The organism is Pantoea sp. RCC30.1, from assembly GCF_058148845.1.
Genome location: NZ_JBXUHX010000011.1, coordinates 14589 through 30081, shown reverse-complemented (window position 1 = coordinate 30081; position 15493 = coordinate 14589). Strand labels below are relative to the sequence as shown.

Annotated in this window: 14 protein-coding genes, 1 pseudogene and 1 riboswitch; of the genes and pseudogenes, 10 read left to right on the top strand and 5 right to left on the bottom strand. The window is 56.7% G+C overall.

Features of this window, described 5'->3' with window-relative positions; all coding sequences use genetic code 11:
* The first annotated feature begins 42 nt into the window (after positions 1 to 42).
* The 10 genes from AC2LB6_RS11605 (at position 43) to AC2LB6_RS11560 (ending at position 12309) form a co-directional block, all read left to right on the top strand.
* Complete coding sequence (locus AC2LB6_RS11605) at positions 43 to 1449, top strand: MFS transporter (protein WP_490093612.1); 1407 nt, start codon at positions 43 to 45, stop codon at positions 1447 to 1449.
* A complete protein-coding gene (baeS, locus tag AC2LB6_RS11600) occupies positions 1446 to 2834 on the top strand; it encodes an envelope stress sensor histidine kinase BaeS (protein ID WP_490093611.1) in 1389 nt (462 codons plus the stop codon). Before AC2LB6_RS11605 ends, baeS begins: the two co-directional genes overlap by 4 nt.
* A 6-nt stretch (positions 2835 to 2840) precedes the next feature.
* Entirely contained in the window at positions 2841 to 3548 is a 708-nt protein-coding gene (gene baeR, locus AC2LB6_RS11595; protein ID WP_490093610.1) for an envelope stress response regulator BaeR, read from the top strand.
* A 120-nt stretch (positions 3549 to 3668) separates the two neighbouring features.
* Complete coding sequence (gene trhP, locus AC2LB6_RS11590) at positions 3669 to 5051, top strand: prephenate-dependent tRNA uridine(34) hydroxylase TrhP (RefSeq protein ID WP_490093703.1); 1383 nt, start codon at positions 3669 to 3671, stop codon at positions 5049 to 5051.
* A gap of 221 nt (positions 5052 to 5272) precedes the next feature.
* Positions 5273 to 6172 (top strand): lipid kinase YegS, encoded by a 900-nt coding sequence (yegS, locus tag AC2LB6_RS11585; RefSeq protein WP_490093609.1) that lies wholly within the window; start codon positions 5273 to 5275, stop codon positions 6170 to 6172.
* A gap of 220 nt (positions 6173 to 6392) precedes the next feature.
* The gene (gene manD, locus AC2LB6_RS11580) at positions 6393 to 7607 is read left to right on the top strand and encodes a D-mannonate dehydratase ManD (protein ID WP_136196779.1); all 1215 of its coding nucleotides are present in this window, start codon (positions 6393 to 6395) and stop codon (positions 7605 to 7607) included.
* A gap of 10 nt (positions 7608 to 7617) precedes the next feature.
* Positions 7618 to 8628, top strand: a complete 1011-nt coding sequence (locus AC2LB6_RS11575) for a Zn-dependent oxidoreductase (RefSeq protein ID WP_490093608.1) — start codon at positions 7618 to 7620, stop codon at positions 8626 to 8628.
* Positions 8629 to 8710: 82 nt separating this feature from the next.
* Complete coding sequence (locus AC2LB6_RS11570) at positions 8711 to 9994, top strand: MFS transporter (protein WP_490093607.1); 1284 nt, start codon at positions 8711 to 8713, stop codon at positions 9992 to 9994.
* A 67-nt stretch (positions 9995 to 10061) separates the two neighbouring features.
* Positions 10062 to 11522, top strand: coding sequence for a mannitol dehydrogenase family protein (locus AC2LB6_RS11565; protein WP_490093606.1), 1461 nt, complete (start codon positions 10062 to 10064; stop codon positions 11520 to 11522).
* A gap of 100 nt (positions 11523 to 11622) precedes the next feature.
* On the top strand, positions 11623 to 12309 hold the full coding sequence (locus tag AC2LB6_RS11560; protein WP_490093605.1) for a GntR family transcriptional regulator: 687 nt from the start codon (positions 11623 to 11625) through the stop codon (positions 12307 to 12309).
* A 52-nt stretch (positions 12310 to 12361) separates the two neighbouring features.
* On the opposite strand, the gene thiD is transcribed toward AC2LB6_RS11560, so the two are convergent.
* The 5 genes and pseudogenes from thiD to AC2LB6_RS11535 all read right to left on the bottom strand — a co-directional run.
* Positions 12362 to 13162 (bottom strand): bifunctional hydroxymethylpyrimidine kinase/phosphomethylpyrimidine kinase, encoded by an 801-nt coding sequence (thiD, locus tag AC2LB6_RS11555; RefSeq protein WP_490093604.1) that lies wholly within the window; start codon positions 13160 to 13162, stop codon positions 12362 to 12364.
* On the bottom strand, positions 13159 to 13947 hold the full coding sequence (gene thiM / locus AC2LB6_RS11550) for a hydroxyethylthiazole kinase (RefSeq protein WP_490093603.1): 789 nt from the start codon (positions 13945 to 13947) through the stop codon (positions 13159 to 13161). The genes thiD and thiM overlap by 4 nt, the downstream gene beginning before the upstream one ends.
* A gap of 34 nt (positions 13948 to 13981) precedes the next feature.
* A riboswitch (TPP riboswitch) is annotated at positions 13982 to 14078 on the bottom strand.
* Between the two features lie 169 nt (positions 14079 to 14247).
* The gene (locus AC2LB6_RS11545) at positions 14248 to 14466 is read right to left on the bottom strand and encodes a hypothetical protein (protein WP_490093602.1); all 219 of its coding nucleotides are present in this window, start codon (positions 14464 to 14466) and stop codon (positions 14248 to 14250) included.
* 68 nt (positions 14467 to 14534) lie between these two features.
* Positions 14535 to 15077 (bottom strand): major capsid protein, encoded by a 543-nt coding sequence (locus AC2LB6_RS11540; RefSeq protein ID WP_490093601.1) that lies wholly within the window; start codon positions 15075 to 15077, stop codon positions 14535 to 14537.
* Positions 15078 to 15296: 219 nt separating this feature from the next.
* Positions 15297 to 15455: pseudogene (locus tag AC2LB6_RS11535) on the bottom strand (type VI secretion system tube protein Hcp); the annotation flags it as partial.
* Between the last annotated feature and the right edge of the window lie 38 nt (positions 15456 to 15493).

The following is a 15493-nucleotide window of genomic DNA, read 5'->3' as shown; positions in this document are numbered from 1 at the left end:
AGTCGGCAGGCATGGGGCGTGACGTCTTTATCGGGGGGATCGATGACTACGCAGAGCACTAACGTCCGCTGGCAACTGTGGATAGTTGCCATCGGCTTCTTTATGCAGACGCTGGATACCACTATCGTGAATACCGCGATCCCGTCGATGGCGCATGACCTGGGTGTCAGCCCGCTGCACATGCACTCGGTGATCGTCTATTACGTGCTGACGGTGGCGGTGATGCTGCCGGTCAGCGGCTGGCTGGCGGATCGCTTTGGCGTGCGTAACATCTTCTTCTGCGCGATTCTGCTGTTCAGCCTCGGCTCGCTGCTGTGCGCCCTTTCCGGCACGCTGGATCAGCTTGTGCTGTCGCGCGTGGTTCAGGGGATTGGCGGGGCCATGATGGTGCCGGTGGGTCGCCTGACGGTGATGAAAATCGTGCCGCGGGAGCAGTATATGTCCGCCATGACCTTTGTGACTCTTCCCGGCCAGATCGGCCCGCTGCTGGGTCCGGCGCTGGGCGGTGTGCTGGTGGAGTACGCCAGCTGGCACTGGATCTTTCTGATCAACATCCCGGTCGGCATCGCAGGCGCTATCGCCACTCTGATGCTGATGCCCAACTACAGCATGCAGACGCGGCGCTTTGATTTCGGTGGCTTTATCCTGCTGGCCGCCGGCATGGCAACCCTGACACTGGCGCTGGATGGTCAGCGCAGCAGTGGCGGCTCTCCGCTGCTGCTGGGTGCGATGATCCTCATCGGCATGTTCTCTCTGCTGTTCTACCTGATGCATGCGCGCGGCAATGACAATGCGCTGTTCAGCCTGAAGCTGTTCGATAATCGCGTTTACTCCATTGGCCTGCTCGGCAGCTTTACCGGCCGCATCGGCAGCGGCATGCTGCCCTTTATGACGCCTATCTTTCTGCAGCTCGGCATGGGCTACAGCCCGTTTCACGCCGGTCTGATGATGATTCCGATGGTACTGGGCAATATGGGGATGAAGCGCATTGTGGTACGCATCGTCAATCTTTACGGCTACCGCAACGTGCTGGTGATGTCGACCGTGGCGCTGGCGCTGGTGGTTCTGCTGTTCCCGCTGGTGGCGCTGATGGGCTGGGTCTGGCTGCTGCCGCTGGTGCTGTTTCTGCAGGGTATGGTCAACGCCATTCGCTTCTCTTCGATGAATACCCTGACGCTGAAGGAGCTGCCCGATGAGCTGGCGTCCAGCGGCAACAGCCTGCTGTCGATGATTATGCAGCTGTCGATGAGTATCGGCGTCACCATCGCCGGGCTGCTGCTGGGCGCCTTTGCTCAGGAGAGCGCGGCGAACAGCGCGGCGGAACATCAGATGTTTATTTACACCTACCTGTGCATGTCGCTGATTATCATCCTGCCCGCGCTGGTGTTCTGGCGTGTCCCGCCACAGGTGAATACCAATGTCGATCTGCGACGCCGGAGAAAAAAATGAGACTCAACCTGCGCCTGGGCATCGGTGCCAAACTGTTTATGGCGATTTTCGCCACCTGCATGCTGGTGCTGATCACCATGCACTGGGGAGTTCGCCTCAGTTTCGAACACGGCTTTGTCGACTACATCAAGCGCGGCAACGAACAGCGGTTAAATCTGCTCAGCGATGCGCTGGCCGATCAGTATGAGCAGCACGGCAACTGGGATTTTCTGCGCCACAACGATCGGCTGGTCTTCACCATGCTGCGTTCGCTGGAGCAGAATCCCGACAGCAGCAGTCAGCTGCCGCCGCACGGCTGGCGCACTCAGTTCTGGATCCTCGACCAGCAGTATAAAGTGCTGGCCGGACCAAAATCGCCGGTGCCGCCCGAAGGCACGCGACGCAACATTACCACCAGTAACCATAAAGTGGTCGGCTGGGTGATTGGCTCGCCGCCGGAGCGGCTGACGCGCAGTACCGACATTAACTTTGATCAACAGCAGCGGCGTACCAGCTGGATTATCGTGGGGCTGTCGACCCTGCTGGCGGCGCTGGCGACCTGGCTGATGGCGCGTGGCCTGCTGGCTCCGGTAAAACGGCTGGTGGACGGCACTCATCATCTGGCAGCCGGTAATTTTGCTACCCGGGTCGAGGTCAGCAGCCGTGATGAACTGGGCCAGCTGGCCGGTGACTTCAACCTTCTTGCCAGCTCGCTGGAGAAAAACGAAAGCATGCGCCGCGCCTTTATGGCCGACATCTCCCATGAGCTGCGCACGCCGCTGGCGATCCTGCGTGGTGAACTGGAAGCGATGCAGGATGGGGTGCGCAAACTGACGCCGGAAGCGATCGTCTCGCTGCAGAGCGAAGTGGTGGTGCTGACCAAGCTGGTTGACGATCTGCATCAGCTGTCGTTGTCGGATGAGGGCGCCCTCGCCTACCGTAAACAGGCGACCGATCTGGTTCAGTTGCTGGAGGTGACCGCGGGCAGCTTTGCCGAACGCTATCGTGCGCATGGCCTGACGCTGAAGCTGAATCTGCCCGATAACGCCCCGTTCTTTGGCGATCCCGATCGCCTGATGCAGTTGTTCACTAACCTGCTGGAGAACAGCCTGCGCTACACCGACAGCGGCGGCCGGGTTGAAGTGACGCTGAAGTATGAGGCTCCCAACTGGTGCATCGATTTTGATGACAGCGCACCCGGCGTCGACAGGGAACATCAGGCGCAGATTTTCGAGCGATTCTTCCGCACCGAAGGCTCGCGCAATCGCGCCAGCGGTGGCTCGGGCCTCGGACTGGCCATCTGTAAAAATATCGCGGACGCCCACGGCGGCGATATTCATGCGACGCACTCTGATTTAGGTGGACTGAAAATCGCGCTACACTTGCGCTATGTTCCCCTTGTGTAGACGCTTATGAGCATGGAAAACCCTGACCCGCTGATTCTGGTGGTCGAAGATGAGCCGAAACTGGCGCAGCTGATGATCGATTATCTGCACGCCTCGAACTACCGCACCCATCACATCGCCGACGGCAACGCGGTGCTGGAATATGTGCGCCAGACGCCGCCCGATCTGATGCTGCTGGATTTGATGCTGCCGGGTACCGATGGCTTAACGCTGTGCCGCGAAATCCGCCGTCATTCCGAGCTGCCGATTATTATGGTCACCGCCCGCACCGAGGAGATCGATCGGTTGCTGGGGCTGGAACTGGGCGCGGATGACTACATCTGCAAACCCTTCAGCCCGCGTGAAGTGGTGGCGCGGGTCAAAACGATTCTGCGCCGGGTCAGACGTTCGGCGGAAGAGCCGCAGAGCGCCTCGTTACTTCGGGTCGATGAGAGCCGCTTCTTCGCCAGCTGGCGCGAAAAGCCGCTGGATCTCACACCGGCGGAGTTCCGCCTGCTGAAAACGCTGTCGCTGGAACCGGGCAAAGTCTTTTCACGCGAACAGCTGCTCAATCATCTCTATGATGACTACCGGGTGGTCACGGACCGCACCATCGACAGCCATATTAAGAACCTGCGGCGCAAGCTGGAGAACCTCGACAGCGAGCAGCCTTTTATTCGCGCCGTCTACGGCATGGGCTATCGCTGGGAAGCCGATGCCTGTCATTTGATCTAGTTTGATCCCGATCAATTTACTTCCCTTTTCTCACTGCCTACAATTCCGCACCCTTTGCAGGGCTTAATGGCCCTGCACCTGCCGCTTAAGCCGGCATACTGACCTGACATCAGTGAGAACATCATGAAACCCGAACTGCTTTCCCCCGCCGGCACGCTGAAGAATATGCGTTACGCCTTTGCTTATGGTGCCGATGCCGTTTATGCCGGACAGCCGCGCTACAGCCTGCGGGTGCGCAACAACGAATTCACCCATGAAAACCTCGCGCTGGGCATCAATGAAGCGCACGCGCTGGGCAAAAAATTCTACGTGGTGGTCAACATAGCGCCACACAATGCCAAGCTGAAAACCTTTATTCGCGATCTGACGCCAGTGGTGGCGATGCAGCCCGACGCGCTGATCATGTCCGATCCCGGCCTGATTATGCTGGTGCGCGACGCCTTTCCGGCGATGCCGATTCATCTGTCGGTGCAGGCCAATGCGGTCAACTGGGCCACGGTGAAATTCTGGCAGCAGATGGGGCTGAGCCGGGTGATTCTGTCACGCGAGCTGTCGCTGGAAGAGATCGCCGAGATCCGCCAGCAGGTGCCGGAGATGGAGTTGGAAGTCTTCGTTCATGGCGCGCTCTGCATGGCCTATTCCGGTCGCTGCCTGCTGTCGGGCTATATGAATAAGCGCGACCCGAATCAGGGCACCTGCACCAACGCCTGCCGTTGGGAGTATAAAGTGGCGGAAGGCCAGCAGGATGAGGTGGGGAATATCGTCGGTATTCACACGCCTGTCGCAGTGCAGGATGTCACGCCAACGCTGGGGATCGGTCAGCCCACTGACAAGGTGTTTTTGCTGGAAGAGAAGATGAAGCCCGGCGAGGTGATGAGCGCGTTCGAAGATGAACACGGCACCTACATCATGAACTCACGGGATCTGCGCGCGGTCGCGCATGTGGAGCGGCTCAGCGAGATGGGCGTTCATTCGCTGAAAATCGAGGGACGCACCAAGTCCTATTACTACTGCGCCCGCACCGCCCAGGTGTATCGCCGGGCGATTGATGATGCCGCTGCCGGGAAGCCGTTCGACCCGTCACTGCTGTTAACGCTGGAAGGCCTGGCGCATCGCGGCTACACCGAAGGTTTCCTGCGCCGTCATACTCACGACAGCTACCAGAATTATCAGCAGGGCTTTTCCGTGTCCGATCGCCAGCAGTTTGTCGGCGAATTTACTGGCGAGCGCCGGAGCGAATGGGCTGAAGTGGCGGTGAAAAACAAATTTATGCTGCACGATAGCGTGGAGATCATGACGCCCGAAGGAAACCTGAATTGCCAGCTGGATGCGTTGCAGAATGCGCGCGGTGAACCCACTGAGGTTGCGCCGGGCGACGGCCATCGCGTCTGGCTGCGGGTGCCAGAAGAGGTCGATCTGCGGTTTGCGCTGCTCCTGCGCAACTTCGATCACGGCGAAGATACCCGGGACCCACATAATCGTTTACTAACGGAAACATTTTGAGGAAATCAGAACAGGATCACAGACCCCTGTACAGGGCTGCTTTATAGTCCCGCCTGCTGCTAATGAGTAACAACAAACGGCAGATTTACCTGGAACCACCTCATTTACCCGCCCGGCTCCCCCGTGCGGGTTTTCTTTTTTCTCTCTTTCGCCAATTATTTACTGCTGGCAGCTATGTTATAAATTCCCTTCTTACTCTGTAGATCTTCAAGGAACGCAAAATGGATAATAAACCGCTTACGCTGCTCATCCTGAATGGGAAAGGCGCAGGTAATGACGATCTGCGCGAAGCTATTACCACCCTGCGTGAAGACGGCTTTGATATTGCGGTGCGTGTCACTTTTGAAAAAGGTGATGGCGACAGGTACGTCAAAGAGGCGATTGCGCTGAAGGCCGAAACCGTGGTGGCGGGCGGTGGTGATGGCACGATCAACGAGATTGCAACGGCGCTGGCGGCATCCAGTGCCGATCATCGTCCGGTGCTGGGTATCCTGCCGCTGGGCACTGCCAACGACTTTGCCACCAGCGTGGGCATCCCGGAAGAGATGGAACCGGCACTGCGTCTGGCGATTCAGGGCACAGCCAGCACCATCGATCTGGCCAGAGTGAACCAGGATCACTACTTCATCAACATGGCAACGGGTGGATTTGGCACACGCATCACCACCGAAACCCCGGAAAAGCTGAAGTCAGCGCTGGGCGGCGTTTCCTACTTTATTCACGGCCTGATGCGTATGGATACCCTTAAACCGGATACCTGCGAGATCAGCGGTCCCGATTTCGCCTGGCAGGGTGATGCGCTGGTGATCGGTATCGGTAATGGGCGTCAGGCGGGCGGCGGTCAGCGGTTATGCCCTTCTGCCCTGATCAATGATGGCCGACTGGACGTCAGCATTGTCACCGCGCAGGAGTTGCTGCCGACTCTGCTGCACTCGCTGACTGGCGACGATGACAATCCCGGCATCGTCACCACGCAACTGGAGTCACTGACGATCCGTTCTCCACATGAGATGACCTTTAACCTCGATGGCGAGCCGCTTTCAGGACGCGAATTCGTGATTGAGGTGATGGCGGGTGCGCTGAGCTGCCGACTGCCGCCACAGTGCGCGCTGCTTGCCTGAACCGATATCAGGGGCGAAAGCCCCTTTTTCTTCTCCTGCCAATAGCGCTCATTTTCTTCATAACTTCCTCTCTGCAGCCTCGCTTTATCACCCCTTAACGGGCATTTTCTGGCAGTGTAAACACTCTGTGATTCCGTTCACAACTCTGCCACCCCAACTTGTATGGTAGTATTAAACAGCGTACTTTTTCATCATTGAACGCTGACTTAAGGCAACCAGGATGAAAATTGTAAAGGCAGAAGTATTTGTAACCTGCGCAGGCAGAAACTTTGTCACCGTGAAGATCACTACCGATCAGGGTTTGACTGGCATTGGCGATGCCACACTGAATGGCCGTGAATTACCGGTCGCCTCCTACCTGAAAGATCACGTCTGCCCGCAGCTGATTGGCCGTGATGCGCATCAGATCGAAGACATCTGGCAATATTTTTACAAGGGCGCTTACTGGCGTCGTGGCCCGGTCACCATGTCCGCTATCTCCGCCGTCGATATGGCACTGTGGGATATCAAAGGCAAAGCCGCCAATATGCCGGTTTATCAGCTGCTGGGTGGCGCATCACGCACCGGCGTGATGGTCTATTGCCACACCACCGGCCACTCCATTGATGAAGTGATGGATGACTACGCGAAGCACAAAGAGCTGGGCTTCAAAGCAATTCGCGCACAGTGCGGCGTACCGGGCATGAAAACCACCTACGGTATGGCGAAAGGCAAAGGTCTGGCCTATGAGCCTGCAACCAAAGGTAACTGGCCCGAAGAGCAGCTCTGGTCTACCGAGAAATACCTCGATTTCACCCCAAAACTCTTTGCCGCGATCCGAGACAAGTTTGGTTTCGATGAACATCTGCTGCATGACATGCACCATCGCCTGACGCCGATTGAAGCGGCGCGTTTTGGTAAGAGTGTGGAAGATTATCGCCTGTTCTGGATGGAAGATCCGACGCCTGCTGAGAATCAGGAGTGCTTCCGTCTGATCCGTCAGCACACCGTCACGCCAATTGCGGTGGGCGAAGTGTTCAATAGTATCTGGGATTGTAAGCAGCTGATTGAAGAGCAGCTGATCGACTACATACGCACCACCATCACGCATGCGGGCGGCATTACCGGTATGCGGCGTATCGCTGATTTTGCTTCGCTCTATCAGGTTCGCACCGGCTCGCACGGTCCATCCGATCTCTCCCCTGTTTGCATGGCGGCTGCACTGCACTTTGACCTCTGGGTGCCGAACTTCGGTGTGCAGGAGTACATGGGCTTCTCCGAACAGATGATGGAGTTGTTTGAGGCAAACTGGACCTTTGACCAGGGCTACATGCATCCAGGCGACAAGCCAGGCCTCGGCATTGAATTCAACGAGAAACTGGCGTCGAAATATCCCTATGAACCTGCCTATCTCCCGGTCGCCCGTCTTGAAGATGGCACCCTGTGGAACTGGTAAGGAGAAGCTGATGAAAAGCGTTGTTATTGAACAGCCGGGTGAACTGGTGGTAGCTGAACGTCCACTGCCTCAACCTGCAGCGGGCGAAGTCCGGGTCAAAGTGGCTTATGCCAGTATCTGCGGTTCTGATGTGCATATCTGGCACGGTCATAACCCGTTCGCGAAATATCCACGGGTGATTGGTCACGAATTTTTTGGCGTCATCGACGCGGTAGGCGACGGCGTTGATCCGGCACGGCTGGGCGACCGCGTGGCGGTGGATCCGGTGGTGAGCTGCGGCAGCTGCTATCCCTGCTCGGTGGGCCGCCCCAATGTCTGTACCACACTGCAGGTAATTGGCGTGCACCGCGACGGCGGCTTCAGCGAATTTGCGCTGGCTCCGGCGAAAAATGCCTTTTGCCTGCCGGACTCGATTCCCGACAAACTCGCCAGTCTGGTTGAGCCTTTCACTATCGCGGCTAACATCACGGCATTCCTCAAACCACAGCCTGATGATGTGGCGCTGATTTATGGTGCCGGTCCGATGGGGCTCACTGCGATTCAGGTGCTAAAGGGCGTCTATAAAGTTAAAAAAGTAATGGTGGTGGACCGCCTGCCGGAACGTCTGGCACTTGCAGAGCAGAGCGGTGCCGATCAACTGTTCGATAACAGCGAAATCCCTTTGGCGGCACAGCTTGAGGGCGTGCAGCCGACGCTGATTATTGATGCGGCCTGCCATCCCGCCATTCTGGCTGAAGCGGCTGCTCTCGCCTCACCGGCCGCGCGCATCGGCCTGCTGGGCTTCTCCGGCGAGCCGTGCAGCATTACTCAGCAGAGCCTGACCAGCAAGGAGCTGTCGCTGTTTACCTCACGTCTTAACAGCAATCGTTTCCCACAGGTGATCGAATGGATGAATAAAGGGTTAATCCAGCCAGAGAAACTGGTCACGCACTACTTCCCGCTGCAGGAGATTGAGCGCGCGATGACCCTGTTTGAAAAAGATCCGCGCACCTGCTGCAAAGTCATACTTCAGATGGGTTAATTATCCGCTGAACACCAGGTCTCCTCAGCCGGTGCGTACCCACCGGCATGACTATAAAGATAAAACAGATCACGGAGTTTGTATGTTCAAGAATCTGCGCTGGACCCTCGTTTTGCTGCTGTTCCTGGTTTACATGATTAACTACCTCGATCGTGTCGCCCTGTCGCTGACGGTGCCGCTGGTGGAAAAAGATCTGGCGATCAATGCTGAGCAGTTCGGCATGATTTTCGGCAGCTTCTTTTTCGGCTATGCCCTGTTTAACTTCCTTGGCGGCCTTGCTACTGACCGCTATGGCCCCAAAATCGTGCTGGCTGTGGCGGTAGGTGCCTGGTCCATTTTCTGCGGCATGACCGCCCTGGCTACCGGCTTCTGGTCGCTGCTGATCCTGCGAGTGCTATTCGGCATGGCTGAAGGCCCGATCTGCTCCTCAGCCAACAAAGCGATTAACGGCTGGTTCCCGAAAAAACAGGCGGCGACGGCGATGGGCTTGCTGAGTGCCGGTTCCCCGCTGGGCGGCGCGGTCGCCGGTCCGATCATTGGTTATCTGGCCCTGGCCTACGGCTGGCGTCCGGCGTTTGTGATTGTCTGCTGTATCGGTCTGGTGTGGATGGCGTTCTGGCTCTTCTTCGCCGCTGACAATCCGGCGAAGAGCAAGCGCGTCAGCGAAGAGGAACGTCTGCTGATTGATCGCCTGAAAGCAACGAACCCGAATGATGAGGTTGATCTGTCAGAAACGTCTCATCCGTTTGGATACTACCTGCGCCAGCCGATTATCCTGGTCACCGCTTTTGCCTTCTTCTGCTACAACTACATTCTGTTCTTCTTCCTGAGCTGGTTCCCGGCTTACCTGGTGCAGGCGCACGGCCTGGATATCAAATCGATGAGCATCACCACCATGATCCCGTGGATCGTCGGTTTCGTTGGCCTGGCGCTGGGTGGCTGGATCTCCGATAAGATCTTTAACATCACCGGCAAGCTGTTGTTGTCCCGCAAAATTGTGCTGGTTGTCTCACTGCTGGCCGCCGCAATTTGTGTGGCGCTGGCGGGTACGATAAAAGATGTGGTGCCTGCGGTAATTATGATGTCGGTGTCGATTTTCTTTCTCTACATCACCGGCGCAATCTACTGGGCAATTATTCAGGATGTGGTGCATAAGAGCCGTATCGGCAGCATCAGCGGCTTTATCCATCTGGTGGGTAGCCTCTCCGGCATCATCGGGCCAATCGTCACCGGGTTTATTGTTCAGCACACCGGTAAATTCGATAGCGCGTTTATCCTTGCGGGCTGTGTCGCCGCGCTGGGTGCCTTCCTGGTGTTATTTGTGATTCGCAGTCCGAAAACCGGGGGTAAACCGGTTTCGGTCTGAGTGTTGTTTCGCTAACAGATGTATGATTTCGGGGCGCTTTGCGCCCCGTTTGGCATAAGGATGGACTATGTTACAGATTGATCGCCTGCCCGCTGAGGTCACGCGCCCCGCATACGACCGCAGCCAGTTAAAAACCCGCATGGTACATATCGGTTTTGGTGCGTTTCATCGCGCTCATCAGGCGCTCTGCAGCGATAAGCTGGCTGAACAGGGCAGCGACTGGGGGTATTGTGAAGTTAATCTCAACAGCGGCGCGTTGATTGAGGCCCTGCGTGAGCAGCATCTGCTTTATACCCTCACCGAGATGGCTGATGATTCATTGCATACCCGGGTGATTGGCATCATTACTCAGGCACTACACGGTAAAAGTGACGGTATTGAGGCAGTAATCAATGCCATGATCCAGCCTGAAGTGGCGATTGTCTCCATGACCGTCACCGAGAAAGGCTATTGCCACCAGCCTGCCAGTGGCAATTTAAATCCCGATCATCCCGATATCGTGCATGACCTGCAGAATCCGCATTCGCCGCGATCGCTACCCGGTCTGATTCTGGCCGCGATTCGCCGCCGACGGGATCGGGGTTTACCTGCCTTTAGCGTGATGTCCTGTGACAATATGCCGGAAAATGGCCACGTGACCCGCAACGTTGTTGTGCAACTGGCACAGCATCAGGATCCGGCGCTGGCAGACTATATTCAGCAACACATTACTTTCCCCTCAACCATGGTGGATCGTATCGTTCCGGCCATGACCGATGCAGCGTTTGCGGCTCTAAGCGCGCGTCTGGGATCCGATGACCCGGTTGCAGTTGAAGCGGAGCCCTTTTTTCAGTGGGTGATTGAAGATAACTTTGTCAATGGTCGTCCGGCGTGGGAAAAAGCGGGCGCAGAACTGGTCAGCGATGTCCTGCCCTATGAAGAGATGAAACTGCGCATGCTGAATGGCAGCCACTCTTTCCTGGCCTATCTCGGCTTCCTGGCAGGTTATGAGTACATCAGCGACTGTGTGGCCGATCCCCATTTCCGCGCCGCCGCCCGTTCACTGATGATCGATGAGCAGGCACCGACACTGCGCACTCAGGGTGTGGATCTCAACGCCTACGCCGATTCACTGATTGCCCGTTATGAAAACCGCGCCATTAAGCATCGCACCGGCCAGATTGCCACTGACGGCACGCAGAAATTGCCACAGCGCATGCTCGATAGTCTGCGCTGGCACCTGCAGCGTGGCAGCGACTGCGACCTGCTGCTGCTGGGCGTGGCGGGCTGGATGCGCTATGTCGGCGGTATTGATGAACAGGGTCAGCCGATTGAGATCCGCGACCCGATGCAGAAGCAACTGGCTGAGTGCGTTGCCGCCAGCGACGATGGCGAGGCTCGTGTGCGGGCGCTGCTCTCCATTCGGGAAGTGTTTGGCGAGGATCTGCTGCAAAACGCCGATGTGGTTGCCCGGCTGACTGACTGGTATCAGAGACTGACGACTCTGGGAGCTCGCGCCACGGTGCATCAGTGTCTTAACCGCGGCTGAAGGCGCTGTAACAAAGCGCTGGCGCAGACGCAGCGCCCTGATTAGACTGACACTTTCCCATCGTGCTGGCCCCTGCCAGCCGTAATATGGATATTGCTGCATGTCGATCGCCTATACCATTACTACCAGCGAACCGGTGAATCAGCAGATTTACCGTTATCTGCGCAAAGATATCGTCACCTGCGCAATTCAGCCGGGCTCGCTGCTCTCGGAAAAAGAGGTGTCCGCGCGCTTCAACGTTTCACGCCAGCCGGTGCGCGAAGCGTTCATCAAGCTGGCCGAAGCCGGACTGGTACAGGTATTGCCGCAGCGTGGCACCTTCGTGCGCAAAATCTCCGCTAAGCGGGTGGCGGATGGCCGCTTTATCCGGGAGGCAGTAGAGGTTTCGGTGGTTCGCCGTGCGGCACTGGAGATTACCGATCCGGCTCTGATGGCGCTGGAGCATAACCTGCAGCTGCAGCGCATGGCCGCTGAGCGGCATGACAGCCAGGCTTTTCTCACTCTGGACGATGAGTTTCATCGCCTGATTGCTGAAAGCATTGACTGTAAGCTGGCCTGGGAAACGGTTGAGAACATCAAAGCGGCCATGGACCGGGTGCGGTTTCTTACGCTGAGTGAAGTCTCTCCACCGGACAAGCTGATTGAGCAGCATGAAGAGATTTTTGCCGCACTGAAGTGTCACGACGCCGACGCCGCCGAAGCGGCAATGCGTCGTCATCTGCAGGAGATGATCTTCTCTATCACCCCGATTGCCGAGCGAAACAGCGCCTGGTTTGAAGCACCCTGAACCTGAAACCGCCCGCACCGCCCAATTACCTGGTCGATGCGGGCCTTCGTCGTTACCACCATTGATGAAAATGGTGAACCGGCCCGATGCCCTTCCCGACCTCCAGCGAATCCGCCTGTAACAGCGCCTGCTGTAACCAGTTTTTGGCTTCCCCAATCGTCTCTGCCCAGTCAGCATGGCGCGGACGCAACGCAGCTAAAGCAGCCGACAGCGTACAGCCGGTGCCGTGTGTATGACGCGTATTCACGCGCGACGTACTGAATCGCTGCTCTGCGGAATGCGTAATCAGCCAGTCCGGGCTCTCCGCCGCCGCCAGGTGACCGCCCTTCATCAGCACAGCCTGACAGCCCAGTGCCAGCAAGGCCCGCCCCTGCTCGCGCATCTCCGCCTCATCGGTGGCAATGCCGCAATCCAGCAACGCCGCCGCTTCCGGAAGATTAGGCGTAATCAGTGAAACCTGCGGCAACAACAGCTCTCGTACGCTGGCCACGGCGTCTGGCGAGAGCAGCGCATCACCACTTTTCGCGACCATGACCGTATCCAGCACCACAAAGGGGATCTCAGCACGCCTCAGCCGGGACGCAACCTGCTCCACGATGGCCGTTTCGGACAGCATGCCGATTTTTGCGCTGTCGATGCGCACGTCATCCAGGACCGAATCGAGCTGGGCGGCAACAAAGTTCGGTTCAATGCGATAAACCGACTGCACACCCTGCGTATTTTGTGCCACCAGCGCGGTAATGACGCTGGTGCCATAGGCTCCCAGAGCGGAGAAGGTCTTGAGATCGGCCTGAATCCCTGCGCCGCCGCTGGGATCGGTGCCAGCAATCGTCAGAGCATTGATGCGCTTCATGATTTCCCCTCCAGCGTCCAGAGTGAATCAATAAACGCGGTGGCAAAACTGCCCGGCCCGGACGCCTGCGCCGCTGCCTTTTCTCCCGCCAGGGCCATGACCTGGCAGGCGGCGGCGACGTTCAATAACCGATCACCTGGCAGACTACTGAAGCCCGCTACCACGGCGGAGAGGGCGCAGCCGGTCCCGACTACCCGTGTCATTAAGGGGTTTCCACCGTATACAGCAAGGAGTCGCTGACCATCGGTGGCGTAGTCCACTTCACCGGTGACGACCACCAGCGTGCTCCAGGTTTCCGCGAGCTGTTGGGCCGCATTGAGTGCTGCATCCGCCTGATGCAGCGTATCGACACCGCGCCCGCCACTGGCCTGCTGTGCCAGCGCCAGAATCTCTGACGCATTGCCGCGAATCACCGCCGGTTGCTGGCTCAGCAGTTGCTGACAGAAGTCACTACGCAGCGTCAGCGCGCCAACGGCGACCGGATCAAGCGTCCAGGGGGTTCCGGCCTGGTTAGCCGCCGTCACAGCAGCTTGCATCGCCTGCTGGCGCTCGCGGGTTAAGGTGCCCACGTTAATCAACAGCGCATCGGCAAAGCGGCTGAACTCTGCGGCTTCGTCAGCATCGATCACCATTGCCGGTGAGGCATGGAGTGCCAGCAACACATTGGCGGTGAAGTTCTGCACCACGTCATTGGTCATGCAGTGCACCAGCGGTGACTGACGGCGGAAAGTATGCAGAAGGGGCGCGAAGTGCGCGGCAGAAAGGTGTTGAGATTGATGTGTCATCGTAGCTCCCAACCGGCGAACAAGAAGGCGAATGCGGTCAGGCATCAGACTTCCCTACGCTGGCATTATCCAGATCAGGTAATACGGGTATTTCTCAGCCTTCACAAAGAAGGGCACCCCGAGTCATTTAAATCAAAATCAAAAGCTTGCGATTAACGTCCCGTTAATCCCTGATCAGGATCCTGCCAGCAGGAAGTCAAAGACGCAACCCCCTCTTAAATGGCAAGTGCACCGCATCGCGTCCCAAGAAGTGACCCAATAGCAAACGACAGGCACAAAAAAGGCCGGGTTGCCCCAGCCTCATTTGGTGTTTACTTTTCGTTGTCGCTGTTCGTTGAGGTAATGCTTGATAGCCCCCTCAAATCCTAGTCGCTCGACCTTATCGAGAAATGAAGAGCGCAGAATATCTCCCAGCGCCCTACATAGCCCACTGACATTAATCAGATCGTTATCCTCCAGCGTCTTGACGTGTGAGACCACCAAAGGCAATCCGCCAACACCTGAAATTGTGATTCTCATATGTATATCTCCTCTTCATCTGTAAATGCGGCGGGGAGCAAATCGCCCCCAAAAACTAACGCTGTCTGTTATGCCTCTGTAGTGTTCACAGTCAGACGGGTAATCATCGACTGGTTATAGCAAATTGGCAGCAGATCGTACTCGGATTGGATAGTGGTATTGTGCAGATGATCCTCCCATGAATACTGGAAGAAAAGACTTTCTGCTCCTTCTGCCGCCAAACGAGAATCACGAGATGCAGGGCCATGATAGATTTCAAAAGACTGCAAATCACTCCCGACAATGTTGTTTGCACCGAATACCGGAACCATGAAGGCCTGTCCTGCCGGAATGAATTCACGATATAGCAGACCAGTATTAACAAAGGTCAGCCCGTCAATTGTCATCGCCTGGAATGCTGGCAGACTTGCCTTAACACTACCGTTAAACAAATTGCTATCCGGCAGCACACCATGATTGATTAGAGTCAGCATAGACGGATGGAACTTGATCGCCTTGTACGCTTCCGGAGAGCACAGAACAACTACACCACGCATTGAACTCAACCAACCACCAAGAGCAAAACGCATGTTGTTCGCGGCAGTATCCATCATTACCTGTTTTGGTGGCATCGATCGATGCTGTTGCTATGGTCTGAACGAATTCATCCTCAAAATCCAGCACAGGGCAGTCTTGGGTAAACGGGGATAAAACCTGTCCGGCAAATAAAGCGCGGGCGAGGTACTCTTCTTTAGTAGCACGGAATTTCAGATACTGGCGGATACCTTCATCAGAAATTAGTTCATCACGCAGGGTCTGACGCTGAGTAGCAATCCGGCGACGTGACTGTAATTGATTCTATAGAAATTGAACTCAGCGCTTTTGAGCGTCTGGCCTGTGGCAACAGCTTTGAACAGATACGGCGATGAACTATCAATCTCTTTGGTGAAGTTGAAAGAGCAGTGTTGACGGGAGCCAGTAACTTTACCAGTGAGGGGATCTGTAGGGATAGAGCCTGTACATAAATTTGTGTAATTGCCTGATTTTG